Below are 24,952 nucleotides of genomic sequence, written 5' to 3'. Positions count from 1 at the left end.
GCCATGCCATGAGCGCCCCCGACGACCATCCCGGAATGGAGATCGACCTTCTCAAGGGGTCGAGCCGCACGTTGTTGAACCGCGTGCTTCTGGCGCAGGAAACCTGGATCGCCATCGCCATACTGGTGCTCGGTCTCGTCGTGTCGATGATCGCACCGAAATTTGCGACGCCGGGCAATCTGCTCAACATTTTTCAAAATGCCTGCTTCATCGGCATCATGGCCATCGGCATGACGCCGGTCATCATCAGCGGCGGGATCGACATTTCGGTCGGTTCGATCCTGGGCATGTGCGGCGTCACGCTGGGCATCGTGCTCAACGCCGATATGCCGCTGGTGGTCGGCATCGTGGCGACGCTGGCGATGGGCGTGCTGTGCGGCGCCGTCAACGGCACGATCATCGCCTACGTCAAGCTGCCGCCCTTCATCGTCACCCTGGCGACGCTGTCGATCGGCCGCAGCCTGGCGCTGGTGCTGACCAACAACCAGGTGTTCTACGAATTCGGCCGGGCAAGCGAGGCGATCGTTGCGCTCGGTGGCGGCTATGCATTCGGCCTGCCCAATGTGGTCTACGCCCTGATCATCGGCGTTGTCGTCCTGCATTTCCTGCTGACCATGTCGCGGTGGGGCCGCTATCTCTTTGCCATTGGGGGCAACGAGCCGGCGGCGCGGCTATCGGGCATTCCCGTCGATCTGATCAAAATCTCGGCCTATGCGTTCAGCGGCTTCATGGTTGCGGTGACCGCCATCTTTCTCGTCGGCTGGCTGGGCGCGGTCACCAACTCCATCGGCACCGGCTACGAGTTGCAGGTCATCGCGTCGACCGTCATCGGCGGCGCTTCGCTGACCGGCGGCTTCGGCTCCGCTCTTGGCGCCGGCATCGGCGCCATTCTCGTCGAAACCATTCGCAACGCGCTGCTACTGGCAGGCGTCAACCCGTTCTGGCAGGGCACGTTTGTGGGGTGCTTCATCCTTGCAGCCGTCCTCCTGGAAAGAATCCGCTCTGTGCGACGCTAGAGCGTGATCCCGAGAGATCATGCCCCAACGAAGAATGAGGCGGACACGTCACGGCGAACCCAAATGGAGGAAACAATGTCGCTGTCGAAAACGCTTAGAACCACGCTTTCCATCGCCTACCTCGCAATTGGCATGACGGCTATCCAGGCCAATGCCGAAGAGCGCGAATTCGCGCTCGTCTTCAAGGTTCTCAACAACGCCTTCAGCCCGCCGATCCAGGCTGGTTGCGAAGCCGCCGCCAAGAAGCTCGGCGACGTCAAATGCACCTATATCGGGCCGACGGAATATGACGAGGCCAAGGAAGTGCAGCTGGCGCAGGACATGGTCACGCGCGGCGTCGCGGGGCTCGGCATTTCGGCCGGCAATCCCAAGGCCATGGCGCGCATCATGAAGATGGCTAAGGAAAAGGGCATTCCGGTCGTCACCTACGACACCGACGTCCTGCCGGAAGACGCCGGCCTGCGCTCGACCTATATCGGCACCGACAACTACGAATTCGGCGTGGCGCTGGCGCAGAAGGTGCTCGCTCACAAGAAGGAGGGCACGGTCTGCATCCAGTCCGGCGCGCCGGCTTCGGAAAACCTCAAAGCACGCGTGCAAGGCATCCGCGACACGCTGGCCGGCGTCACCAAGGACAAGGGCGTCGAGACGCTGACCGGCCAGAATGGCTGGACCGAGCCGGCGGGCTGCCCGGTCTACAACAATGACGACATCACGCTTGCCGCCCAGCAGGTGCGCGACGTCATGACCAACAATCCCGAGCTCAGCGCCTTCGTTGCGGTCGGCGGCTGGGCGCAGTACGCGCCGGAAGCCTACAAGCAGGCGATGACGCCGCTCAAGGCGCGCCTCGACAGCAAGGACCTGGTCGTTGTGTTCGGGGACAATTTCGGTCCGCAGCTCCCGCTGCTCGCCGCCGGTCTCAGCCACTACAATATCGGCCAGCGCCCCTATGACATGGGCTTCGAGACCATCATGGCGTTGGACAAACTGAGCAAGGGCGGCACGGTCGAACCGTTCATCAAGACCGGCACCGAAATCTGCACGCCTGAGGACGCTCTCACCACCTGCGGCAAGGTCGCCAACTGATCAGGCCTCCCAAGCCTGTCCCTCGGCCGCAGCGGCCGGGGGACATCTCTTCGAAGGCGGGCTTGTCAGTTGGCCTTGCCGCCTTTGCGATCAGAGATCGTCGCCGTCTCTCCAGCAGGCGATCAGATGACCGTCGCTGGCCTGCTTGACCGGCGGCTGCGCCTTTCGGCAATCGGGCAGGGCGACAGGACAGCGACTAGCGAAGGAGCATCCGGAGGTCTCGGACGGCTGCGCCGCGAGATCAAGCTGGGCCGGAGCCTTCGGCACCGTCTCGTCCGAGGACGCGGCCAGCAGCAGTTTCGTATAGGGATGATTTGGCCCGCGAAAAATCTGGTCGGCTGAACCGGTCTCGACCAGCCGGCCGCGATAGAGCACGCCGATCCTGTCGGCCATGTAGCGCACGACCCTCAGGTCGTGGCTGATGAACAGATAGGTTGTGTCCTTGTCGCGCTGCAGGTCGTTGAGCACATTGAGCACCGTCGCCTGCACGGAGACGTCGAGCGCCGAGGTTGGCTCATCCAGCACGACAAGCTTCGGCACGCCGGCAAAGGCGCGCGCAATGGCCGCCCGTTGCCGCTGGCCGCCGGACAGCGACCGCGGCTTCTGGTCGACGGTGGTGGCGGCAAGACGGACCGAGGCCAGCAGATCGCCGACGCGCTGCTTCACCTCGCTGCGGCCGAGGCCGGCCAGTCGCCGCAGCGGACGGCCAAGAATCCTGCCGATCCGCTGGCGCGGATTGAGCGTGCGGTCGGGTGATTGGAAGACCATCTGCACGTCGCGCCGTTCGCTCAGGCTTCTTTTCTCGACACGTGGCGCGACAGCGCTGCCGAACAGTTCGACCGATCCGGCATCCGGCACCTGCAGGCCGGTGACGATCCTGGCCAGTGTCGACTTGCCGGAACCGGATTCGCCGATCAGGCCGAACGTCTCGCCCTGGCCGATCTGCAGGTCGATATCGTGCAGCACGGCTTGCGCGCCGAAGGCATGGCTGATCCCTTTGCAGGCGACGGCGATCGGACGCGCGACTTCAGGCTGATCGTTATGGACAGGCAGGCGAGCAAGCGGGCCGGTTGTGTGCGTCTCGGCCAGCCTGCCGTCGCGCTTGGTGAAGTTGAGGGCCGGGATCGAGGCGATCAGCGCCTTGGTGTAGGCGTGCGCCGGGTTCTCGAAGACATCGTTTGCAGCGCCGCTCTCGACCACCGTTCCCGACTGCATGACGGCCACCCGGTCGCAGGCGCGACGAACCATGTTGATGTCATGGCTGATCAGCAAGACACTGGTTTTGTGGTCGCGCCGCAAATCCTGCAGGATGGCGATGATCTCGGACTGGACGCTGGCGTCGAGCGCCGTCGTCGGCTCGTCCAGCACCAGCAGCGATGGGTCGAGCGCAATGGCAATGGCGATGTTGGCGCGCTGCTGCATGCCGCCGGAGAGCTCGTGCGGGTAGAGGTCGAGCACCCGTTCCGGATTGCTCACCCTGACGCGGCCGAGCAGTTCGGCGGCGCGCCCGCGCGCCTCGTCCGGCCGGACCGGCCGATGCCGAATGATCGTCTCGGTGATCTGCCGGCCGATCGTCATGGCTGGGTTGAGTGCGGCGCCCGGATGCTGGTAGACGGCCGCGATGCGGTCGCCCCTTAGCCGGCGCAACTGCTCGGGCGAGAGATCGCGGATCTCGCGGCCCTGGAATTCGAGCGCTGACGCCGCGATCCGGGCGTTTCGCGGCAAATACCGCAATATGGCCATTGCCACCGAACTCTTGCCCGATCCGGACTCGCCGACAAGGCCGAGCGCTTCACCCTCTCCAATATGCAGCGATACGCCGTTGACGGCGGGATGCGCTGCCCGGCGCCCGTTATAGGCGACGGTGAGCTGTTCTACCTTCAGAACCGATGCCGACATGGGGTCCTTGAAACCACTTTCTTCCAGCGCCGCCATCGAGGGCAATCGCTTCCGCTTTCGCAATGTACAATCTCTATAAAATTACTCGAATTAAGCTGGAGCGCAATCTACCTTTCATCGCTCAGGAGAGATTGTCGCAGCCGCTCAACGCATCGCGACGGTCCGCTGAAGCAGTTCTGGAAGGAGACCGGCATGGCACGCGACCACATGATCCTCAGCGCCTTTTTCTTCAATCCGCAGGGCGATCACCGCATGTCGTGGCGCCATCCCCGCGCGCCGGGACGCGAAGTGCTGGACTTCGACTTCTACCGCGATCTCGTGCAGGCGGCCGAGCGTGCCAGGATCGATACGATCTTCGTTGCCGACCATGTCGCGATCTGGGATTCGGTGCAAAGCGGCGTCGCGCACTACGCCAATGCCCGCCTCGAACCGCTGACGCTGCTGTCGGCCCTTGCAGGCGCCACCAAGCACATCGGCCTGATCACCACGGCGTCAAGCTCCTACAGCGAGCCCTACAATGTCGCCCGCATGTTCGCCTCGCTCGACCATATCAGCAAGGGCAGGGCGTCGTGGAATGTCGTGACGTCGGCCATGGACGAGGAGGCCCGCAATTTCGGCCGCGACGGCAATATCGAACACGCCTTCCGTTATGAACGCGCCACCGAATTCCTCGATATCGTCAAGGCGCTGTGGGACAGCTGGGAAGACGAGGCGCTGCTGATCGACAAGGGGTCAGGCTATTTCGCCGATCCCGACAAGGTCCATCCCATCGACCATAAGGGCAAGCATTTCAAGGTGCGCGGCCCGCTCAATGTCTCGCGTCCGCCGCAAGGTCATCCGCTGATCGTCCAGGCCGGCTCGTCCGAAGACGGCAAGAATTTCGCCACTGCGCACGCCGATGCGCATTTCGCCATCTACAGCACCAGGGAAGACGGCATCAAATACCGGCAGGACATCAACGAACGCCTCGCCCGCTATGGCCGCAAGCCCGAGAGCTTCAAGATCCTGCCGGGCATCCTGCCGATCGTCGCTTCTTCAGAAACGGAAGGCCGCGAGCGGCAGGAATATTTGCAGAGCTTGCTGCCCGATCGCGTCGGCATCGATCTCCTCTCGAGCTGGAGCGGCGTCGATCTCTCGGTCTTCCCGCCGGACGGCCCGCTGCCGCCGCTGCCGGATGAGAGCACGTTCAATGGCGGTCGCACCTCGCTCAACCGGGTCAAGGAGTGGTCCAAGCAGAACCTCAGCCTGCGCGAGATCGCCCGCAAGCTCGCCAACAGCGGTTCGGTGCCGACCGTCGTCGGCACGCCCAACCAGATCGCCGACCAGTTGCAGGACTGGTTCGAGGCAGGCGCTGCCGACGGCTTCAACCTGATGTTCCCGCTGCTGCCGGAGGACTGGGTGAATTTTGCCGAACAGGTCGTGCCAGAACTGCAGCGCCGCGGCGTCTTCCCCACCGAGTACGCACCTGGAACGCTGCGCGACCGCTTCGGGCTGGCGCGGCCGGCCAACCGCTTTGCCGAACAGCGCGACAATGCGCGCGCCGTGTCCTGACCTCGCTTAGGAGCAACTGATATGACAGCAGCGCCCAAACTCCAGCCCCGCGAAGCCACCGCTCCGCAGCTCATCAACGTCCTGCACAGCCCCAAGCGCATCCGGGTCCAATTCGCCGGCCGCACCATCGCCGACAGCCGCAACGTGCTGGTGCTGCGCTCCAACCATTTCCTGCCGATCTATTTCTTCCCGGCCTCGTCGGTGGATCGCTCGTTGCTCAAGCCCTCCGAGCACCGCCAGCCGCATCCGGTCGGCGGCGAGACCACCTATTGGGACCTGGAGACAGGCGAAAAAGCCTCGCCCAACGCCGCCTGGTCGTTTGTCGCGCCGCCGGATGAAAACCTGGCGCCGCTGGCCGGCCGCATCGCCTTCACCTGGAAGGCGGTCGACCAGTGGTTCGAGGAGGAGGAAGAGGTCTTCGTCCACGCGCGGGACCCATACGCGCGCATCGACGTCCTGCAGAGTTCGAGCCATGTCCAGATCTGGTTCGATGGCGAGCTGATCGCCGACAGCCATCGCCCGGTCCTGTTGTTCGAGACGCATCTGCCGACGCGTTTCTACCTGCATTCGGACGATGTCAGGCTGGATAGGTTGGTCGCCTCGGACACCACGACGCGCTGTCCCCTACAAGGGCATCGCTTCCTATTGGTCCGGCCGGCGCGCCGACGGCTCGGTGAGCCCTGATATCGCCTGGAGCTACCGCGATCCGATTGCCGAAATGCCCAAGATCAAGGGCCTTATCGCCTTCTACCCGCAAGCCGTCGACCGCATCCATCTCGACGGCGAACCAGTCGCCTAAGCAATTCAATCGTCATTTCAGACAGGGGTTTCAAAATGACCAAACGCAACGATATCGATACGCTTCGCAATCTGTCCGGCGACATCTGGAATGTCGCCGTTGACGAACACCAGGCCGGCTTCCTCAAGCGCCGCGACCTCCTGAAATACGCTGCCTTGATCGGCCTCACCGGCTTTGCCGCTTCGCAGGGGCTTGTTGGTTTTGGCTCGGCGCGCGCTGCCGGCGCCGGCGGCACGGTCCGCGTGGGCCTCGGCCAGCCAACCAAGGCGATCGATCCGGTGTCGATCACCGATCCGGCCAGCATCGGCGTCATCAGCCAGGTTGGCGAATATCTCATCCTCGACGATCCCAAGGATGGTCTGCAAGCCAAGCTCGCTCTGTCCTGGGAGGCCGACGAAACCGCCAGCCGCTGGACCTTCAAATTGCGGCCGGGCGTGAAGTTCCATGATGGCCGCACCGTCACCGCCAAGGATGTGGTGGCGAGCTTCGAGCGGCTGGTCGATCCGGCCAGCGGTTCGTCTGCTTTGTCGGCATATAAGGGCATCCTGTCCAAGGGCGGCGCCAAGGTCGTCGACGATGAAACCATCGCCTTCGATCTTGACGGCCCGAACAGCAACTTCCCCTTCTATGTCTCCTCCGACGTCTACAATGCCGTCATCCTGCCGGCCGACTATGCCGGCGATTTCGAGAAGAATTTCAACGGCACCGGCCCGTTCAAGCTTGAATCCTTCCGTCCCAAGCAGGGCGCCAGCTTCGTGCGCAACCCCGACTATTGGGGCGACAAGGCGCTGCCCGACCGCGTCGAGATCAAGTTCTTCGACGATGAGCAGGCGCAGGTGCTGGCGCTGCAGGCCGACCAGCTCGACGTCATCCCGAGCACGACGCGGCTGGAACTGGCGATCGAGGGCAATCCCAACTTCAAGCTGTTGAGCGTGCAGGCGAGCTCGCATGACGAGGTGCATCTGCGCACCGACCAGGCGCCGTTCACCGACAAGCGCATCCGCCGCGCGCTGGCGCTCACCATCGACCGCGAGGCGGTGGTCAAGGGCTTGCTGAAGGGCCGCGCCATTGTCGGCAACGACACCCCGTTTGCGCCGATCTTCCCGTCAGCCGATCCGTCGGTGCCGCAGCGCAAGCAGGACATCGCCGAGGCCAAGCGCTTGCTTGGCGAGGCCGGCGTGCCGAACGGTTTCCCGGTGACGCTGACCACCGAACGCGCCTATGACATTCCCGACTATGCGGTGCTGATCCAGAACTTCGCCAAGAAGGCCGGCATCGACATCAAGCTCAACGTCCTGCCGCAGGACGCCTATTACGGCTCGGCGAAGTTCGGCAGCTCGCCATGGCTCGATTCCAATCTCGGCATCACCGACTTCGGCCATCGCGGCACGCCCGACATCTTCCTCAACGCCACGCTGAAGAGCTCCGGCGCCTGGAACGCCGCGCATTTCAACAATCCGGCCTATGACGGGTTGCTGCTGGAGTACGGCAAGGCCCGGGACCTGCAGGCGCAACGTCTGGCGGCCGGCAAGATCCAGGCCCTGCTGCTCGACGAGACGCCGCTGATCATCAGCTACTTCTCGCAATACAGCCGCATCGTCTCGTCGAAGGTCGAGGGTGTGCGCTTCACGGCGATCTCGCACCTGCTGCTCGACCGCGTCACCTTCGCCCAGGCATGATCGTGAGACGTCCAGCCATGCGCGGAGCCGCAACGCGATGCTGACCGGCCGCACTTTGTCGGTGCGGGCAGCCACGCTTCTGCTCACGCTGTGGCTGGTCAGCATGCTGGTGTTCTTCGCCGGGCAGGTTCTGCCCGGCGATGTCGGCCGCCTCATGCTGGGGCCGTTCGCCGACGCCGAGGCGGTCGCGGCGCTGAACAAGCAGCTCGGCGCCGACCAGCCGGTGCTGGTGCAGTACTGGCATTGGTTCAGCAGCGCGCTGACGGGCGATTTCGGCACCTCGCTGTCGCTGCGCCTGCCGGTGGCGCCGTTCGTGCTGGAAAGCCTCAAGCGCTCGGCAGCCCTTGCCGGCGTCATCCTCGTCTTTCTGCTGCCGCTCGGCATCGGCGCCGGCATCATTGCCGGGCTCAACCAGGGTCGCTTTATCGACCGGCTGATCGTGCTTGCCGGCGTCTCCTTCGGCATCGTGCCGGACTTCGTCTCCGGCCTGCTGCTGCTCATCGTCTTCGGCCTGTGGCTGAACTGGTTTCCGATCACCGGCGCTGCCCCCGATGGCGCCGGCCTCTGGGTCAGCGGCTATTATCTGATCCTGCCGGCGCTGCCGTTGGTGCTGAACCTGGCCGGCTACATCGCCCGCATGACGCGGGCCGGCGTGATCGAGGCGCTGGCCGCCGACTATACGCGCACCGCCGTCCTCAAAGGCCTCGAGCGGCGCGAAATCCTTATCCGGCACGTGCTGCGCAATGCGCTGACGCCGACCATTGCGGTTCTGGCGACCCAGACCGGCTACATGCTTGGCGGGCTGGTGGTGATCGAGGCGCTGTTCGGCATCCAGGGCCTCGGCAACCTTGTCCTCAATGCCGCCAAGTCCCGCGATTTCCCCATGCTCGAAGCCGGCGTGCTGGTGATGGCCACGATCTTCGTGCTGTCGGCCGCTGCAGGCGATCTCGCCAATGCCTTGCTCGATCCGCGGCAGCGCCGCCGAGTGTCGTCATGATGGAGCTGATGGAATTTCCCGCGCCGCGCCGCGGCGCGCTGGCTTGGCGAACAGCGAGCCGGGTCCGCGAGGCCGCCTCAAAGCTGCCGCCCTCGGTGATCGTCGGCTCGCTGATCCTGCTGTTCTGGGTCGGCTGCGCCGTCTTCGGCCACCTGTTTGTACCTTACGATCCCTATGCCGAGGATTTTCTCGTCATGCTGGCGCCGCCCGATGCCGCGCACTGGTTCGGCACCGACCAGCTCGGCCGCGACGTGCTGTCGCGCATCGTCGTCGGCTCGCGCGACATCCTGCTGGTCGCACCGGCTGCAACCCTGCTCGGCGTTGCCGTCGGCAGCGTGCTTGGCCTCGTGCTCGGCTATTTCGACGGGCTGGTCGATGCCATCGGCGCGAGGCTGCTCGACACGCTGATGGCCTTTCCCTTCATCGTCCTCGTCACCATGACACTCGTCGCGCTCGGGCCGTCGAACCTCACCGTCATCCTGGTGATCGGCATCGCCTATGCGCCGCTGGTGGCAAGGACGGTTCGTGCCGCCGTGCGCGAACAGCGCGAGCGCGACTATGTCAGCGCCGCCCGGCTCGGCGGCGAAAGCGCGCTGGCCATCATGTTCCTGGAGATCCTGCCCAATATCCGGGAGACCATCCTCATCGAGCTGGTCACAAGGCTGGGCTACGCCTTCTTTTCGATCGCGACGCTGAGCTTTCTTGGCCTCGGCATCCAGCCGCCTTCCGCCGATTGGGGGCTGGCCGTCGCCGACGGCTACGGCTTCCTGACCGGCGGCAAATGGTGGGTGGTGATCTTCAACTCCGCCGCCATCGTCTCGCTGGTCATGGCCACCAATCTGATCGCGCAAGGCATGGGCGCCTTCGAAAACAGGGACGGGTGAAGAGCGAAATGCTCAGCAAAGCTGACGCGCAATCCCGGACCGTGCGCTAAAATCGTCCCTTGTGATTCGGTCCCGATAGGGCCTCAAGACAAGGAACGGCATGAGCAAGGCTCTCTCCACATTCGCATTGGTCGCATTGTTCACCGCATTGCTCATGGCGCTTAGCCTGGCGGTCGCCAGGCACGGCTATCCCTACGGCGCGATTGGGGTGCGGCGGCTCGACGGCATTGCCGATGCCGGTTCGTTCCTGCCGCTCGCCGCCGTCTACTTCTTCAGCGCCATGCTGATGATGATCCTGCCGATCCGCGCCGCCGGCATCGTGCTCACCCATGCGGCGGATGCGCTGTTCTGGGCGGTGATCGCCCTGTTCGCCACGATTGTCGGCTGCCTCGTCGCCCGCTGGGCTTTCGGCCAGAGCAGCGTGCTGTGGGCGCTGCTCAACTGGCGCTTCCTGTTCGCCGCGGCAATCGTCGGCTGCCATTTCACCATGAACGAGCTGCGCCGCAACATCCTGCTCAGAAGCCTGTTCTTCGTCATCTTCGCCGCGGCGACGCTGGCCTGCCTGTTCTGGACTTTTCCGACCTGACAAAAGGCCCGCGTCATTTCGTCGGTTTTGAGCTCGCGGCTTTCGCTGCGGCGCGCCATCGGCTATCCAGTCCGCAGCCAATCTCTACCCTCACAGTGTCGTCATTTGTCTGATAAATGATTCAGGCATACGGCAGCGCCAGTGAACAACTACAAGGAAACCGCGACATGACCCTGTTCCGCAAGAATCTGATCGATGGCGAGTGGGTCGGCGAAGCCGGCTCGCGCAACATCAACCCGTCCGATACCGGCGATGTCGTCGGCGAATATGCCTCGGCCGGTGCCGAACAGGCAAAGCAGGCGATCGCGGCGGCCAAAGCCGCTTTCCCGGCCTGGTCGCGCTCGGCGCCGCTCGCCCGTCACAGCGTGCTGAAGAAGGCCTCGGACGAGATCATGGCGCGCAAGGACGAAATCGGCCGCTCGCTGTCGCGCGAAGAGGGCAAGACGCTGGCCGAAGGCATTGGCGAGACCATCCGCGCCGCCCAGATCTTCGACTTCTTCGCCGGCGAGACACTGCGTCTGTCCGGCGAACTGGTTCCCAGCGTGCGTCCGGGCGTCGGTGTCGAGATCACCCGCGAAGCCGTCGGCGTGGTCGGCATCATCACGCCGTGGAATTTCCCGATCGCCATTCCCACCTGGAAGATCGCCCCGGCGCTCGCCCACGGCAACACCATCGTCTTCAAGCCGGCCGAACTGGTGCCGGAGAGCGCCTGGACCATTGTCGAGATCCTGCAACGCGCCGGCCTGCCGAAGGGCGTGCTCAACCTCGTTATGGGCAAAGGCTCGGTGGTTGGCCAGGCCATGCTCGACAGCCCCGACCTCAACGCCATCACCTTCACCGGCTCGGTCGGCACCGGAAAGCGCGTCGCCGCCGCAAGTGTCGAACACATGCGCAAGTTCCAGCTCGAAATGGGCGGCAAGAACCCGCTCGTCGTGCTCGACGACGCCGATCTCGCCATCGCTGTCGATTGCGCCATCAACGGCGCTTATTTCTCGACCGGCCAGCGCTGCACGGCTTCTTCTCGACTGGTGGTGACCGAAGGCATTCACGACCGCTTCGTCGCGGCGCTCAAGGAGCGCCTGGAAAAACTCGTCATAGGCGATGCGCTCGACGCCAAGACCCAGATCGGCCCGGTGGTCGATGCAAGCCAGCTGAAGCAGGACGAGGACTACATCGCCATTGGCAGCCAGGAAGGCGCCAACCTCGCCTTCGGCGGCGAGCGGCTCGATCGCGAAACACCCGGCTTTTACCTCAGGCCGGCGCTGTTCACCGACAGCACAAACGAAATGCGGATTTCGCGCGAGGAAATCTTTGGGCCGGTCGCCAACGTCATCCGCGTCAAGGACTATGACGAGGCGCTGGCGGTGGCCAACGACACGCCTTTCGGCCTGACCTCCGGCATCTGCACCTCGAGCCTCAAGCACGCTACGCATTTCCGGCGCAATTCCGAGGCCGGCATGGTGATGGTCAATCTGCCGACCGCCGGCGTCGATTTCCACGTTCCATTCGGCGGCCGCAAGGGCTCCAGCTACGGCCCGCGCGAACAGGGCCGCTACGCCGCGGAATTCTACACCACGGTGAAGACGGCCTATACATTTGCCGGCTAATCGGTGGATGAACCGATGAAATCGGTAAAAGAGGAACTGACCTGGCTGAACCCGCCGCCGCACCATGTTGTTGGTGACAATACGGTGCATGTGCGCACCGGCAAGGAAACCGATTTCTGGCGCGAGACCTTCTACGGTTTCTGGCGTGACAATGGCCATTTCCTCTATCGCCCGGTCGAGGGTGACTTCAGCGTCGAAGTCACCGTCAAGGGCGACTACAAGGTGCTCTACGACCAGGCCGGGCTGATGCTGCGGCTGAGCGAAACGCACTGGGTCAAGGCCGGCATCGAATACACCGACGGGCTGGCTTACTTCTCCGTGGTTGTCACCAACGACACCTCCGACTGGTCGCTGCTCCGGATTCCAAACGATTCCGACGGCGTCCGCATCCGGCTGACCCGCCACGCCGAAGCCATCCGCATCCAGTATCTGGACTCCACCGACGGCCATTGGAAACCGGTGCGTCTCGCCTATTTCCCGGTCTCGAAGTCGGTCGATGTCGGCATGATGTGCTGTTCGCCGCAGCGCGAAGGGTTCGAGGTAACATTCGCGGATTTCACAGTCGGCCCGCCGATTTCCCGGCAACTGCACGACTGACGACGATTTCGATCTGACCCCGTCTCGGTCGATGTCGCTCGATCAGTGAAGCGCTTCGGCGTTGAACACCTTCTGGACGATTTGCCAGCGGCCGTTGAGGAAGAGACACGACAAAAGGTCGGTCACCTCACGCGGCGGGATTCGCAGGCTGAGCTTGAGGAGCGCCATGTCGCGCACCAGGTTGATCGAGAGAATCTGGTCCTTGCGCTCGACTCCGGCTTCTCGCGGCGATTTCAGCGTGCGAACGATGTCCAGCCAGGCGGCAACAGGGGTAACGACGAGAGCGTCGTTTTCGCCTTTCCGTGTAACGAAGGCCGCCTCGTGCAGGATGGAAGCGAATTTGTCGGCGTCCATGTCATGGGCCGCGTCGAAATAGGTTTGAGCCAGGGCGGCCAGCCCCTCGGTTCCCGGCAATTGGATGTCTGACGTGGTCATGATGGCTTCCCTTCAGGTCTGGCAATGCGCTTGCTATAAGGGTTTCCCCGGCCGCGTTTAACTGGCGCGCCCTTATCAGCCTTGTTAGCTGAACTACGCAATCACGGGTGACCATGGACCCTCTCCTTCCGTCCGCGGGCGACTTCAACCAGCTTCGCGCGTTTGTGGCCGTGGCTGGCTCGCTCAATTTCAGTCGCGCTGCGGAGAAGCTCGGTGTGTCGTCTTCGGCGCTGAGCCAGATGGTCCGCGGGCTCGAGGAGCGCGTGGGCGTCAGCCTGTTCAACCGGACGACACGAAGCGTCTCCCTGACCGAGGCGGGCGCCAGACTTTTCGAGCGCGTCAAGCCCGCCGTCGATCAGCTCGGCGACGCCTTGGGCGAAACCAGCGAACGGCGGGCCCACCCCGCCGGGACAGTGCGGATGCATTGCTTTCACAGTGCCGCCAGCCTTTATTTGACGCCCATCTTGCGAGCGTTCAGCGACGCCTATCCTGAGGTGGTCCTGGACGTCACGCTCGACGATACCGTGGTGAACATCGTCGCCGAGGGCTACGACGTTGCCATCCGGCTGGGAGAGGTCATCGACAAGGATCTGATCGCGGTGAGACTCGGTCGCGAGCTGCGGCAGACCGCGGTCGCCTCCCCCGACTATCTCGCGCGACGCGGCACGCCTGCTCACCCACGCGACCTGCTCGCCCACAGCTGCATCGGCTGGCGATGGCCTGGCCAGGCGACCCCGTACAAATGGGAGTTCATGGCGGACGGCAAGTGGTTCGAGGTCGCCGTGGAAGGGCCTGTCATAGCGAGCCAGAAGGACTTTGGCGTGCAGGCGGCGGTCGACGGGCTCGGCATCGCCTTCGCCAGCGAACATCTGATCGAAGCGCATATCGCGGAAGGACGTCTCGTCCCGCTGCTCGAGGCCTGGTCGGCGCCCTTTCCTGGCTACTACCTTTGTTATCCGGCGCAGCGGCAGATGGCGCCGGCGCTCCGCGCCCTCATCGATACCATCCGTCGGGGGACGCGGGGTCAGCTAGAGGCAGCCAGTTCCTAGCCGTCGGCGCGGTGCTGGAAGAACTGCAAGAACAGCTCCCGCTCGGTGGTGATGTCGAGCTTTTCGTAGATGCGGCGGCGGTGGTTCTTTACCGTTCCGACGGTGATGCCGAGCCGCCCGGCGATATTGGCGGTCGGATGACCCGCCAGGATCAGTTGCACCAGTTCGCGCTCGCGCAGCGAAAGCTCCGGCCACAGGCTCGCAGGGATGGTCGGCTCTTGTCGGGGCGACGCGCCTGGGCCGGTCGGCGCCGATGTGCGGGAGAATTCGGCTCCACGCGCCTTGGTGTCCAGCGCATGCAAGGCTTCGAACACCGGCAGCCGCTCATCCAGAAGCGCAATCTCGCTGTCCTTGAAGGAGGCCGTCGAACGGTCGAGGAAAATGCCGAGGCACCAGTCGCCGCCATCGGCCAGCATGATGCCGACCTCGTCGCAGATTTCCGACTGCGCCAGGAAGCCGGCTATGTACTGGCCGCGCTTGGCTTCCTCGTCGGCCAGGCCCTTGAGCGGCAGGATGCCCAGCCTGCGCTTGCGTCGCCACGAGGCGTAGAAAGGGTCGAAGACGTAGTAGCTGGCGAGATAGCGCTGCACCATCTCGTCGGAAAAGCGCCGGTGCTTGATGAACTCCGGCGTCTGCGTCGCCGAATAGCGTGTCACCGTCACCAGATCATGGTCGATGTCCGCGCCGATCAGGTCGATGAGGCAGTCGACATGCCTGTCCGTACCGGTGGCGGCGATCGCCTTTGCCAGCGGCCCCCAGATAGTGCTCATGCGCATGCCCTTTTCTCGGCGATGTCAGCCGCGCGGTCATTGTGTCTTTAGGCATATGGCGCGATCCGGCACCGAGCCTCTAGCCTGCGGTCATTCTCGAAGAGGGAAGGCGACCCGTGGACCAGATCACTACCAACCCCATCGTTATCGGCATCGACGCCGGTGGCACCATGACCGACACCATCCTTGTCGATCAGGACGGCCACTTCAAGATCGGCAAATCGGCGACCACGCCGAAGGACGAGGCCGAAGGCTTCCTTGCCTCCGCCGAAGACGCGGCCGATGCCTGGGGCATCTCGCTGGAGACGCTCTTTTCCGGCGTCAACGTCGTGCTCTATTCCGGCACCGGCATGCTCAACACGCTCTTGTCGCGCACCGGCCGCAAGCTTGGCCTGATCACCACCAAGGGCCTCGAGGACATGATCCTGATGGGCCGCGGCCTGCAGGCCTGGGCCGACTATTCCTATGCCGACCGCCTGCATGCGGTGACCCACCAGCATCCCGATCCATTGGTGCCGCGCCGCCGCACTCATGGCGTCACCGAGCGCATCGACCAGTTCGGCGACATCATCCTGCCGCTCTACGAGCACGAGGTGCACATCGCCGCCAAAAAGCTGATCGCCGACAAGGTCGAGGGCATCTGCATCATGACGATCTTCTCGCATGTCAACCCGACGCATGAGAAGCGCATCGCCGAGATCTGCCGCGAAGAGGTCACTGCTGCCGGCGCCGACATCCGCGTCTACACCAGCCACGAGGTCCGCCCGGTCATCCGCGAGCAGTCGCGCCTGAACTCGGTGCTGATCGAGGCCTATGCCACCTCGCGCGGCCGCAAGCAGCTCAAGGGCATAGAGGACGTCGCCAAGAAATACGGCTTCAAATATGGCGTGCAGACGCTGCTCTCCTTCGGCGGCCTGACCTCGATCAACCATCCGCGCCTGCATGAAACCATGAGCTCCGGCCCGATCGGCGGCATCCTCGGTGCGGCCTATGTCGGCAAGCTGATCGGCAACGACTCGTTGATCTGCTCGGATATGGGCGGCACTTCCTTCGACATGGGCGTTATCACCCGCGGCCAGACGCGGATCGAGAATGAGCCGCTGATGGACCGCTTCAAGCTCAACGTGCCGACGCTGCATCTCGACACGATCGGCGCCGGCGCCGGCATGATCCTGAAGGTCGACCCGCTGACCAAGAAGGTCTCGCTCGGGCCGGAAAGCGCGGGCTCCGACCCCGGTCCGATCTGTTTCGCCAAAGGCGGCACCGAACCCACCATTGCCGATTGCGACGCAATCCTCGGCCGCCTCAACCCGCACTATTTCCTAGGCGGCAAGGTCGTGCTGCAGGTCGAGAAGGCGAGGGCCGCCTTCGAGGAAAAATGCTCACGCCTGCTTGGCGTGGGTGTCGAGGAAGCCGCCGAAGGCATGATCGACATGCTGGAGGCCGACGCCAACAATGCGTTGCGCCGCGTCATCTCCGGCCAGGGCATCCACCCCTCGGAGTTCACACTGCTCTCCTATGGCGGCTCGGGTCCGTTGCATCTCGCCGGATGCTCCAGGGGCATCGGCTTCAAGGATATCATCACCTTTCAGTTCGCCGCCGCCTTCTCGGCATTCGGCTGCACCACCGCCGATTTCATGCGCCGCCACTCCGTGTCGACGCAGCACGACATCGGCGCGCGGGCCAGCGATGACGAGCTCACCGCCTTCGGCAAGAAGGTCACCACTGTCTGGGACGATCTGACCAAGGCGGCGGTCGATGAAATGATCGAGGACGGCCACGCACGCGAGAAGATCAAGACCGTGCCGTTCCTGATGATGCGCTACACCGGCCAGCTCGAGGACGTCGAAGTGATGGCGCCGCTGTCGGCCATCAATTCCGCCGACGACATGCGCAAGGTGATCGACGAGTTCGAAGCGGTCTATGCCAAGGTCAACCATCGCGTGTCGCGCTATGGCGAAGCCGGCTTCTCGATCACCGAGCTAGGCCTCATCGCCACCGCCGACAAGGTCAAGCCGGTGCTGTTGAAGCGCCCGCTCGGCAAGTCGGATCCGGCATCGGCGCACAAGGGCGTGCGCGAGGCCTATATTGGCGGGCGCTGGCACAAGGCCAATCTCTACGAGATGGATCTTTTGCAGCCCGGCCACGAGGTCATCGGCCCCGCCATCATCGAACATCCGGCGACAACGCTCGTCGTTCACCCGCAAGACCGTGTCCATGTCGATGAATGGACGCTGCTGCACTACACCCACGCTTGAGAAGGGCTGACGCCATGCTGGACAAACCCGCCTCCGCGCTCCGCATCCGCGAACGGCTGATCGAATCCGAACGGCTCATGGAAGAGATCGGCTGCTATGACGGCATTACCGAGTTGCAGCTGCGCAACCAGGATCCGCTGAAGTTCGAGACGCTGCACACCAAGCTGCGCGCCTATTGCGTCTCGGCACGCGAAATGGCCCGCCGCATCTCGGCTTCGCCCGGCGTGCGCGAAGTCGGCGAAATGGTCGTCGCCATCTACACGCCGGAAGGCGATGCGATTGCGCTCTCCAACGGCATCATGGTGCATGTGCACACGATGAGCAGGTTCATCAAGTGGATGATCCGCAACGGCTACGAGGAAAACCCCTGCATTCGCGAGGGCGACATCTTCGCCAACAACGACGCCTTCATTGGCACCGTCCAGGTGCCTGACGTGATGGACGTGGTGCCGATCTTCCATTCCGGCAAACTGGTCGGTTGGGCCGGCGCCGTCTGCCACGAACTCGAGGCCGGCGGCATCACGCCCGGCGGCGACGTGGCGCTGGCACAGGAACGCTTCACTGAAGGCCTGTTCGTCTGCGCCGAAAAGGTCGGCGAGAATGACGAGATCCGCCGCGACTATGTCATTCGCTGCGAGCGCAATCTGCGCATGCCGATCTACTGGGTGCTCGACGAAAAGGCCAAGGTCGCCTCCTGCATCGACATGCGCGAAAGCGTCAAGGCGCTGATTGACGAGATCGGCCTCGACTACTGGATGCAGGTGTCGAAGGAATTCATCGAGGAGGGCCGTCGCGCCCAGCTCGCCCGCACGCGCCAGCTCACCGTACCCGGCATCTATCGCGGCCACACTTTCTACGGCCACGTCACCGCCGGCAAGCCGGGCTACCAGCCGCTTGGCGATCCCGACTGGCTGTACAACATGCCTATCGAGATGGAGATCACCACTGACGGCAAGATCATCATGGATTTCGAGGGCACGCAGCCCTGGGGCTACCATTCGATGAACTGCACGCCGGCCGGCATGGATGGCGGCATGTTCGTGACGCTGACCCAGCACATGAATTTCGAAGGCCTGGTCAATGACGGCGCCTGGATGGCGACCGAGCTGAAACTGCCGCACGGCACCTGGACCAACCCCGACAATGAGATGGTGGCAACCGCCACCTCATGGGCCTTGCTGCTGCCGGCCTATGGCGTGTTCCAGCGGCTTCTGTCGCGCTCCTTCATCGGACGCGGCTTTGTCGAGGAAGCTTTCGTCGGCCAGGTCAACAGCCCGATGATCGAAATGGGCGGCACCAGCCAGTACGGCAAACTCTTCGGCATGGCGCATTTCGAATGCGCGGCCGCAGGCTCCGGTGCACTGGCCATCAAGGACGGGCTCGACACCGCCTATGTCGGCTGGAACCCCGAATCCGACATGGGCAACATCGAGATCTGGGAACAGAACATGCCGATGCTCTATATCGGCCGCTCGATCGTTCCCAATTCCGGCGGCGCCGGCAAATATCGCGGTGGCTGCTCCTTCATCTCGACCTGGCTGGTCAGCAAGACTGATCATTTGCGGCTGGTGACCTCGGAGCATTCGTCTCGCGTCTTCGACAATGGCGGCATGTGCGGCGGCTATCCGGCGCCGACCTGCCAGAAGCATCGCGCGGTGCGCAACTCCAACATCTTCGAGCTCGCCGCAAAGGGCGCGCCGCTGGCGCATCACACCGGCACCAACCCGCACCGTTCGGAACTCGAACTGCGGTTTCAGGGCGAGCATGTGACGATGGAGGGGCCCTACATCACCGCCCCGCACAAGACCGGCGACGTCTTCACCCATTCCTACAACGGCGGTGGCGGCTACGGTGACGTGCTGGAGCGCGATCCGCTCAAGACGGCCATGGATGTCGAGAATGGCTATCTCACCAAGGAAGCGGCCGAGGACATCTTCGGGATCATGCTGGACGAGGATGAGGAGGGTTATCCCGTCGCCAATCTCGAAGCCACCAAGCGCCACCGCGCCGAAATGCGCGCCAAACGGCTCGCCCAGGCCAGGCCGGTGTCGGAGTGGATCGCCACCGAGCGCAGCCGTGTCGAAAAGGCCGACTTCGCGCCCGAGGTGAAGAAAATGTATGCCAGCGCGATAAAACTGTCGTCGCGCTTCACCAAGGACTTCAGCGATTTCTGGAACGTCGACGCCAAATCGATTTTCATGCCGGGAGCAAAGCCATGACCTCATACAGCAAGGAAGTCATTGCCGATCTGGTTGCGGGCACGCTGCCCTGGCCGCAGACGCGCCGCGTCATGAGCGCCTACAAGGATGACGACCGCTTCTTCAAATATGTCGCGGTGCTGCAGGACCGCGTCGGTTGGAAAGACCCGATCCTGCTGCCGGTCTCGGATCATCTGTTCATCTGCCAGAGCGGCGACGAGCGCGTGACGCGGTGCGAATGCGGCCATTCCTTCGGCGACTATCGCAAGAACTGGAAGCTCAAGGCGGCGATCATCGTGCGCAACACCGAGGAGGCCCTGCGCGAAATCTATCCCAACAGCGATATCCCCGATCCGCAGTGGATGGAGATCCGCGAATTCATCTGCCCGCAATGCGGCACCATGCACGAGGTCGAGGCTGCGGCGCCCGGCTATCCGATCGTCCACGATTTCGAACCGGACCTCGAAGGGTTTTATCGCGAGTGGCTGGGAAAGCCGCTTTAAGGAAACTGATTTTGTGACCATGTCGCCGGCAAGGTAGCGCTCCTTGCCGGAGCCGGCCTATGAATAGCGCATCGGATTTCGGCATCGGAGACCGGCCACCCATGACAGACCTTTCCGGCCGCAGCGCGATCGTCACCGGCGGATTCTCCGGCATGGGCTTCGCCATTGCCACGGCGTTGGCGCAAGCTGGCGCCAATGTCGCTGTCGGCTCCTACATAGCGCCCGCCGACGCCGATAGATCGGACGCCGCCTACTACCCGGGCGCCGACGAAATCGAGCGCGTGCGCTCCGCCCTTTCGGCCCATGGCACCAGGGTTCACGCGGCGCATCTCGATGTCCGCGACAGGGAGGTGACCAACCGGTTTGCGGCTGACGCGCAAGCCTCCATCGGCCCCGCCGACATCCTGGTCAATGCCGCCGGCACCACTGCCGAGCAGCCGGTCTGCGGCCATTCCGACGCGCTATGGGACAAGATCGTCGACACCAACCTGACCGGCGCTTTCCGCGTCACACGCGCCCTGTTGCCCGGCATGATCGAGCGCGGCTGGGGCCGCATCGTCAACATAGGCTCGACCGCCGCCACCGTCGGCTGGAAGGACAACCCGGCCTATTGTGCCTCCAAGGCCGGCCTGCTCGGCCTCACCCGTTGCGTGGCGCTGGAGGGCGCTGCGCACGGCGTCACCTGCGTCATGATCAGCCCGACCTGGGTCGAGACCGAACTGATGCGCCGCAACGTGGCGCAGGTCGTCGAACGTGAGGGCAAGGGCCGTACGGCCGAGGAAGCCATGGCCGAGATCGCCAAGGGCAATCCGCAGCAGCGCCTGCTGCAGCCGCAGGAGATCGCGGCACTCGCCGTGTTCCTGTGCTCGGATCTGGCCAAGGGCATCACCATGGAAAACATTCAGGTCACCGGCGGAGCGCTGTGGTAGCCGCCACTCCCTGGATTTTGAGGGAGCAGGCCGTATTCAGGCCACTTGGCTGTTGCATGGTCGTTTTGGCTGGCGCGCCTTTTGCCCGTGACAACATTTCCGTTGAGCCGCCGGCGATAGGGCGCTAGATTATGCTGCAGTGCACAATCGGTGCCGGAAAGCCGCTGTGGGCGTTTGCGCCCGCTTCCGAGACCAACGGATGAAAGATCCGGCATGAAAATCCCGAAATCCATTCTGATCGATCCGGACAACAATAGGGCCTATGCCGCCTTTGCCGTGGCCGTGTCGGTCTTTGCCTTCGCCTATTCCACCAATTTCGGCCAGATCCTGATCCTGGCCTACTATCTGGTGTGGCTGCCGCTGCTGTTCGTCGACTACCGGCGCTTCGCGCGCGATCTTTCCAGCGCCTGGCTGCCGCTGCTTTTTGCGGCCTATGTCTGCCTTTCGCTGTTCTGGTCGCAGGCGGCCGGCACCAGCGCGCGGGCGGGGCTGCAATATTTCTCGCACATCCTGTGCGCCTACATCGCTGCGCGCACCATCAGCACACGCACACTGGTGCTGGGCTCGCTGATCGGCATCTTCATCGTGCTGCTTTACTCGCTGAAGGTCGGCGCCTATGCGCTCGACACCATCGACGGCACCACCAACTTCGTCGGCGCCTTCGGCTCCAAGAACCAGATCGGCTTCTTCGCCTCGCTGGGCATCTTCTTCTGCCTTGCTTTTCTGGCCTTCTACCGGCGCAACTGGATGAGCTTCGTGTGGACCGCGCCGATCATGCTGTTGTCGGTCTATCTGCTGGCGATCGCCCATTCGGCGACGTCGGTTGCTTCGCTGCCGGCGGTGATCGGCGTCGTTGCCTTGCTCACCATGAGCAAGGTCCTGTCGCGCCGTTATCGCCGCGTGCTGTTCGTCGTCGGCGCCGGTGCGTTGGTGGCGGGTGTGGTGGCTGCGCTCAACCTCGGCCTGCTCGACGTCGTGCTCGGCATCTTCGGCAAGGACTCGACGCTGACCGGCCGCACCTATCTCTGGGAACAGGGTTGGGAAGCCGCACAGCAGCGTCCGCTGCTAGGCTATGGCTATGCCGCCTACTGGATACAGGGCTTTGCCGATCCGGAACGCCTATGGGCGGAGTTCTACATCTCGACCCGCACCGGCTTCCATTTCCACAACACCTATATCGAGACGCTGGTCGAGCTCGGCTTCGTCGGTGTGGTCATGCTGGCGCTGATCATCCTGCGCTCCTTCTATGGCCATGTCTCGAAAGTGGTGTTCGGCGATTGGAGTGCCGATTCGGTGGTGCTTGCTGGCGCGGTCGGCATGATGCTGATCCGCTCCTTCTTCGAGGTCGAGATCCTCGGCCCCTATTTCATGGCCTCGTTCATCGTCTATTACGGCCTGTTCAAGCTGCGCCCGGTGCCGGTCGCCAGGGCAAGTAGGACCTATGCTCCGGTGCAGGACGAAAAGGCCGCCAACGGCCGCATGCCGGCCCGCGTCTGACGATTTAGGCGACGGCCCGCTTGCGCAGCATCAGCCGTTGCAGGAAACGCCGCAACGGCTCGTCATAGATCCGCGTGGCGATGTCGGCGATGACGATGACCGCAGCCGCCATGACGATTCCGAACCAGGGATGGTGCGCGAACGGGTCGATCGCGGCGGCCTTGCCGGCGCCGGCGATGATCATCAGCATCGGCGTGTGGATGATGTAGATCGGGTAGGAAATCCGCCCAAGCCAGCCATAGAGGCCTGACAGGCGTGGAGCCGTCGGCGCTACGGCGCCGACCACCACCAGGGCCGGGAAGACGAAGACAATGCAGGCGAGATCGTAGGCGACGCGCGCGCCGCCGTCCGGTGCGATGGCGAAAACGACAAGCGTCAGCGCGATCGCGGCCTCGACCCACCAGCCATGCCGCAGGAACACAAGCCCGCTTTGATAGCGCGCCATGGACCGGCAAAGCAGCACGCCCAAGAAGAACGAGAAACAGACGCGCGGCAGCCCGCTGATGATGGTCGCGCCGGTCATGCCGAAGTCGAGCGTACCGGCCACGATCGAGGCGACCACCAGCAGCGCGAGGCTGACGGTGATCAGCCCGGCCAGCACGCGTTTCGTCAGCAGGACGAAGACGGCGACATAGGCAATGTTGACGATCAGCTCGAAGAACAGCGACCACGACGCCGGATTGAGCGGAAAGATGGTGTGATAGGCATCGCTGACCAGCGGGATGAAGAACATGCCCGTCGTCAGCATCGTGCCAATCTCGGACAGCGGCATGTATTCGGCCGGGATCAGCCGGTTCTTGACCATGAGATAGAAGAAGCCAAGCAGCGTGCCGGCGAGGTAAAGCGGGTAGAGACGGATCAGGCGGATCGCCACGAACGTGCCGAAACCCATGCCGTTCTCGATCTTGCGGTCATAGGCATGCGCGATGACGAAGCCGCTGAGCAGGAAGAACAGGTCGACCGCCAGATAGCTCGACGGCAGCACCTTGCCGTCGGCCAGGAACGGCGAGAAGTGGTAGAGCATCACGCTGATCGCCGCCACGCCGCGGATGGCGTCGAGATTGAGGTAGACGTGGCGCGGGGCGGCGGGTTGCATGGGATGCCTTCAAGCGGTCGAAACGGAATTGCTCGCCCGCGCCCTTGGCGCGAACGAGCCGAATGCATTCCTCCTGCCCCGTCGTGTCAGTCTCGTCGCGCGAGCCCGAGCGGCGAGAGCTACTGGCTGGCCGTCGGCGCCAGCTTCACCTTGACGACGTCGCCCGGCAGCACCGGCGTGTCTTCCTTGGCGTCGATCTCGCTGGTCTTGCCGTCGGCAACGCGCACCAGCGAATAGGTGAGCGTCGGCTCTTCGCTGTTGTTTGTGATGGCGGCAGTCGTGGCGGGATCCGATGCCTGGGTGATCAGCCCCTTTTGCATGTTGACCCTGAGTGCCGCCTCGTTCAGGTCGGCCTCGACCTGCTGCCGGTCGGCGGCAAGGCTCGAGCTCAACGTGTTCTGGGCATCGATGGCGTCCTGCGTCGCTTTGCTGATCGACTGCTTGGCGGTGAGGATCGCCGTCTCATAGTCCAGGATCTTGCCTTGCAGGTCGGTGACCGATTGCTGCGAGGACAGCAGGCGTGCGTTGGCGACCAGGCCCTTTTGCGCCAGCGGACCGATGCTGTCCGCCTGCTGCTGCGCCAGGTCGACCTGCTTCTGCTGGTTGACGATCTTTTTCTGCAGCGCTTCGATTTCGGACTGCAGGACCCCTTTCAAATCGTCGAGCGCCTGCAGCTTCAGCTTCAACGCCTTCTGGTCGGAGGTCAGGATCTGCATTTCGTCGGCGACGATGGTCGGCAAGCGCGGATCGCCCTCGACCTCTTTCGGCGCCTCGAAGCTCGCCTGTCCGGCGAGGTCGGCATCGATGCGTGCACGCCTGACGATCAGCCGCACGCGCTGGTCGTCATAAATGTCGAAATTGCCCTTGGCGGTGACCAGGTCCTTGCCGAGCTGCGAGCCGTAGTCGGCGTTGCGCCGGATGCCGCCGGCGATGCTGATCGCCTTCAACACGGTCAGCTCAGGCACATAGGGGAACTGGCCAGGCGACTGGATTTCGCCCGAGATATAGAACGGCCGGAACTGCACCATTTCCACCGAGGCTTCCGGCTTGTCCGACAAGGCAAGTTTGCGCTGCAAGGCGACGCTGATGGCGGCCGCAATCTCCGACGTGGTCTTGCCGGCAGCCGGCAATTCGCCGACGAACGGCACCGACAAATTGCCGGCCGGACCGACCGAATATTCGCCGTTCACCGCCGACCAGTCGCGGAACGTGCCTTCAACCGTCTGCCATTCGGCGACGCGGATGTTGAGCTTGTCCTGCGAGCCGAGCCGGTACTCGTCGGCCATGGCCGGAACCGTGAGCGACAGTGCGAGGCACGTGGCGACGAGTCGTGSCGGCCGCATCGGGCCGGCAAGGCGAAAATACGCTGATATGTCTGTTTTCAACTGAACGTTTCCGATCCGTTTTGGCCCCATCCGCCCGATAGGCCCGCCGCCGCGGTTGACCACCGCGGCTGCAATGCAAGACCGACCCGTCGCCGCATGGCTTGGGGCCGGATTGGCTTCGGGCCGGACCG

Annotated in this window: 22 protein-coding genes; 17 read left to right on the top strand and 5 right to left on the bottom strand. The window is 63.7% G+C overall.

Annotated features, from left to right (window positions below):
- Window positions 1–35: 35 nt before the first annotated feature.
- Together AC1DZ8_RS02810 and AC1DZ8_RS02805 are read left to right on the top strand one after the other, a co-directional pair.
- The gene (locus AC1DZ8_RS02810) at window positions 36–1,016 is read left to right on the top strand and encodes an ABC transporter permease (protein ID WP_477306638.1); all 981 of its coding nucleotides are present in this window, start codon (window positions 36–38) and stop codon (window positions 1,014–1,016) included.
- A 75-nt stretch (window positions 1,017–1,091) separates the two neighbouring features.
- Complete coding sequence (locus AC1DZ8_RS02805) at window positions 1,092–2,102, top strand: sugar-binding protein (protein ID WP_477306490.1); 1,011 nt, start codon at window positions 1,092–1,094, stop codon at window positions 2,100–2,102.
- Between the two features lie 90 nt (window positions 2,103–2,192).
- Here the strand turns inward: AC1DZ8_RS02805 and AC1DZ8_RS02800 are convergent, their stop codons facing one another.
- Window positions 2,193–4,001 (bottom strand): dipeptide ABC transporter ATP-binding protein, encoded by a 1,809-nt coding sequence (locus AC1DZ8_RS02800; RefSeq protein WP_477306488.1) that lies wholly within the window; start codon window positions 3,999–4,001, stop codon window positions 2,193–2,195.
- A gap of 192 nt (window positions 4,002–4,193) precedes the next feature.
- Here AC1DZ8_RS02800 and AC1DZ8_RS02795 point away from each other — a divergent pair, with 192 nt between their 5' ends.
- The 9 genes from AC1DZ8_RS02795 (at window position 4,194) to AC1DZ8_RS02755 (ending at window position 12,701) form a co-directional block, all read left to right on the top strand.
- Entirely contained in the window at window positions 4,194–5,552 is a 1,359-nt protein-coding gene (locus AC1DZ8_RS02795; RefSeq protein WP_477306486.1) for an LLM class flavin-dependent oxidoreductase, read from the top strand.
- Window positions 5,553–5,573: 21 nt separating this feature from the next.
- The gene (locus AC1DZ8_RS02790) at window positions 5,574–6,236 is read left to right on the top strand and encodes a DUF427 domain-containing protein (protein WP_477306484.1); all 663 of its coding nucleotides are present in this window, start codon (window positions 5,574–5,576) and stop codon (window positions 6,234–6,236) included.
- On the top strand, window positions 6,226–6,351 hold the full coding sequence (locus tag AC1DZ8_RS02785) for a DUF427 domain-containing protein (protein ID WP_477306482.1): 126 nt from the start codon (window positions 6,226–6,228) through the stop codon (window positions 6,349–6,351). The genes AC1DZ8_RS02790 and AC1DZ8_RS02785 overlap by 11 nt, the downstream gene beginning before the upstream one ends.
- Before the next feature lie 35 nt (window positions 6,352–6,386).
- Window positions 6,387–8,030, top strand: coding sequence for an ABC transporter substrate-binding protein (locus tag AC1DZ8_RS02780; RefSeq protein WP_477400301.1), 1,644 nt, complete (start codon window positions 6,387–6,389; stop codon window positions 8,028–8,030).
- A 37-nt stretch (window positions 8,031–8,067) separates the two neighbouring features.
- A complete protein-coding gene (locus tag AC1DZ8_RS02775) occupies window positions 8,068–9,027 on the top strand; it encodes an ABC transporter permease (protein ID WP_477306478.1) in 960 nt (319 codons plus the stop codon).
- The gene (locus AC1DZ8_RS02770) at window positions 9,024–9,911 is read left to right on the top strand and encodes an ABC transporter permease (protein ID WP_477306476.1); all 888 of its coding nucleotides are present in this window, start codon (window positions 9,024–9,026) and stop codon (window positions 9,909–9,911) included. The genes AC1DZ8_RS02775 and AC1DZ8_RS02770 overlap by 4 nt, the downstream gene beginning before the upstream one ends.
- A 100-nt stretch (window positions 9,912–10,011) precedes the next feature.
- Window positions 10,012–10,497 carry a hypothetical protein gene (locus AC1DZ8_RS02765; protein ID WP_477306474.1) on the top strand — a complete coding sequence of 162 codons (486 nt, stop codon included), beginning with the start codon at window positions 10,012–10,014 and terminating at the stop codon, window positions 10,495–10,497.
- Between the two features lie 167 nt (window positions 10,498–10,664).
- Window positions 10,665–12,104 carry an aldehyde dehydrogenase family protein gene (locus tag AC1DZ8_RS02760; RefSeq protein ID WP_477306472.1) on the top strand — a complete coding sequence of 480 codons (1,440 nt, stop codon included), beginning with the start codon at window positions 10,665–10,667 and terminating at the stop codon, window positions 12,102–12,104.
- A 15-nt stretch (window positions 12,105–12,119) separates the two neighbouring features.
- Window positions 12,120–12,701: a DUF1349 domain-containing protein gene (locus AC1DZ8_RS02755; RefSeq protein WP_477306470.1), complete on the top strand. Its 582-nt coding sequence runs from the start codon at window positions 12,120–12,122 to the stop codon at window positions 12,699–12,701.
- A 42-nt stretch (window positions 12,702–12,743) separates the two neighbouring features.
- On the opposite strand, the gene AC1DZ8_RS02750 is transcribed toward AC1DZ8_RS02755, so the two are convergent.
- Window positions 12,744–13,136, bottom strand: a complete 393-nt coding sequence (locus AC1DZ8_RS02750) for a nuclear transport factor 2 family protein (protein WP_477306468.1) — start codon at window positions 13,134–13,136, stop codon at window positions 12,744–12,746.
- Between the two features lie 113 nt (window positions 13,137–13,249).
- Between AC1DZ8_RS02750 and AC1DZ8_RS02745 the strand changes: the two genes are divergently transcribed.
- Window positions 13,250–14,185, top strand: coding sequence for a LysR family transcriptional regulator (locus tag AC1DZ8_RS02745; protein WP_477306466.1), 936 nt, complete (start codon window positions 13,250–13,252; stop codon window positions 14,183–14,185).
- Here the strand turns inward: AC1DZ8_RS02745 and AC1DZ8_RS02740 are convergent.
- Complete coding sequence (locus AC1DZ8_RS02740) at window positions 14,182–14,961, bottom strand: helix-turn-helix transcriptional regulator (RefSeq protein ID WP_477306464.1); 780 nt, start codon at window positions 14,959–14,961, stop codon at window positions 14,182–14,184. The two genes, AC1DZ8_RS02745 and AC1DZ8_RS02740, sit on opposite strands and share 4 nt — an antisense overlap.
- A 110-nt stretch (window positions 14,962–15,071) precedes the next feature.
- Between AC1DZ8_RS02740 and AC1DZ8_RS02735 the strand changes: the two genes are divergently transcribed.
- From AC1DZ8_RS02735 to AC1DZ8_RS02715, 5 genes are all read left to right on the top strand, one after another.
- The gene (locus AC1DZ8_RS02735; RefSeq protein WP_477306462.1) at window positions 15,072–17,213 is read left to right on the top strand and encodes a hydantoinase/oxoprolinase family protein; all 2,142 of its coding nucleotides are present in this window, start codon (window positions 15,072–15,074) and stop codon (window positions 17,211–17,213) included.
- A 14-nt stretch (window positions 17,214–17,227) separates the two neighbouring features.
- The gene (locus AC1DZ8_RS02730; RefSeq protein ID WP_477306460.1) at window positions 17,228–19,432 is read left to right on the top strand and encodes a hydantoinase B/oxoprolinase family protein; all 2,205 of its coding nucleotides are present in this window, start codon (window positions 17,228–17,230) and stop codon (window positions 19,430–19,432) included.
- The gene (locus AC1DZ8_RS02725) at window positions 19,429–19,914 is read left to right on the top strand and encodes an acetone carboxylase subunit gamma (RefSeq protein ID WP_477279024.1); all 486 of its coding nucleotides are present in this window, start codon (window positions 19,429–19,431) and stop codon (window positions 19,912–19,914) included. The genes AC1DZ8_RS02730 and AC1DZ8_RS02725 overlap by 4 nt, the downstream gene beginning before the upstream one ends.
- 101 nt (window positions 19,915–20,015) lie before the next feature.
- Window positions 20,016–20,843: an SDR family NAD(P)-dependent oxidoreductase gene (locus AC1DZ8_RS02720; protein WP_477306459.1), complete on the top strand. Its 828-nt coding sequence runs from the start codon at window positions 20,016–20,018 to the stop codon at window positions 20,841–20,843.
- A 213-nt stretch (window positions 20,844–21,056) separates the two neighbouring features.
- Window positions 21,057–22,340, top strand: a complete 1,284-nt coding sequence (locus AC1DZ8_RS02715) for an O-antigen ligase family protein (protein ID WP_477306457.1) — start codon at window positions 21,057–21,059, stop codon at window positions 22,338–22,340.
- 4 nt (window positions 22,341–22,344) lie between these two features.
- Here AC1DZ8_RS02715 and AC1DZ8_RS02710 read toward each other — a convergent pair whose 3' ends face one another.
- Together AC1DZ8_RS02710 and AC1DZ8_RS02705 are read right to left on the bottom strand one after the other, a co-directional pair.
- On the bottom strand, window positions 22,345–23,436 hold the full coding sequence (locus tag AC1DZ8_RS02710) for an acyltransferase family protein (RefSeq protein ID WP_477400300.1): 1,092 nt from the start codon (window positions 23,434–23,436) through the stop codon (window positions 22,345–22,347).
- 119 nt (window positions 23,437–23,555) lie between these two features.
- Window positions 23,556–24,779: a polysaccharide biosynthesis/export family protein gene (locus AC1DZ8_RS02705; protein WP_477400402.1), complete on the bottom strand. Its 1,224-nt coding sequence runs from the start codon at window positions 24,777–24,779 to the stop codon at window positions 23,556–23,558.
- Window positions 24,780–24,952 lie beyond the last annotated feature (173 nt).

It is taken from the genome of Mesorhizobium sp. P2_F7 (genome assembly GCF_056403695.1).
The sequence above is the reverse complement of the archived record's forward strand: the minus strand, read 5'-3'. Positions and strand labels throughout refer to the sequence as shown.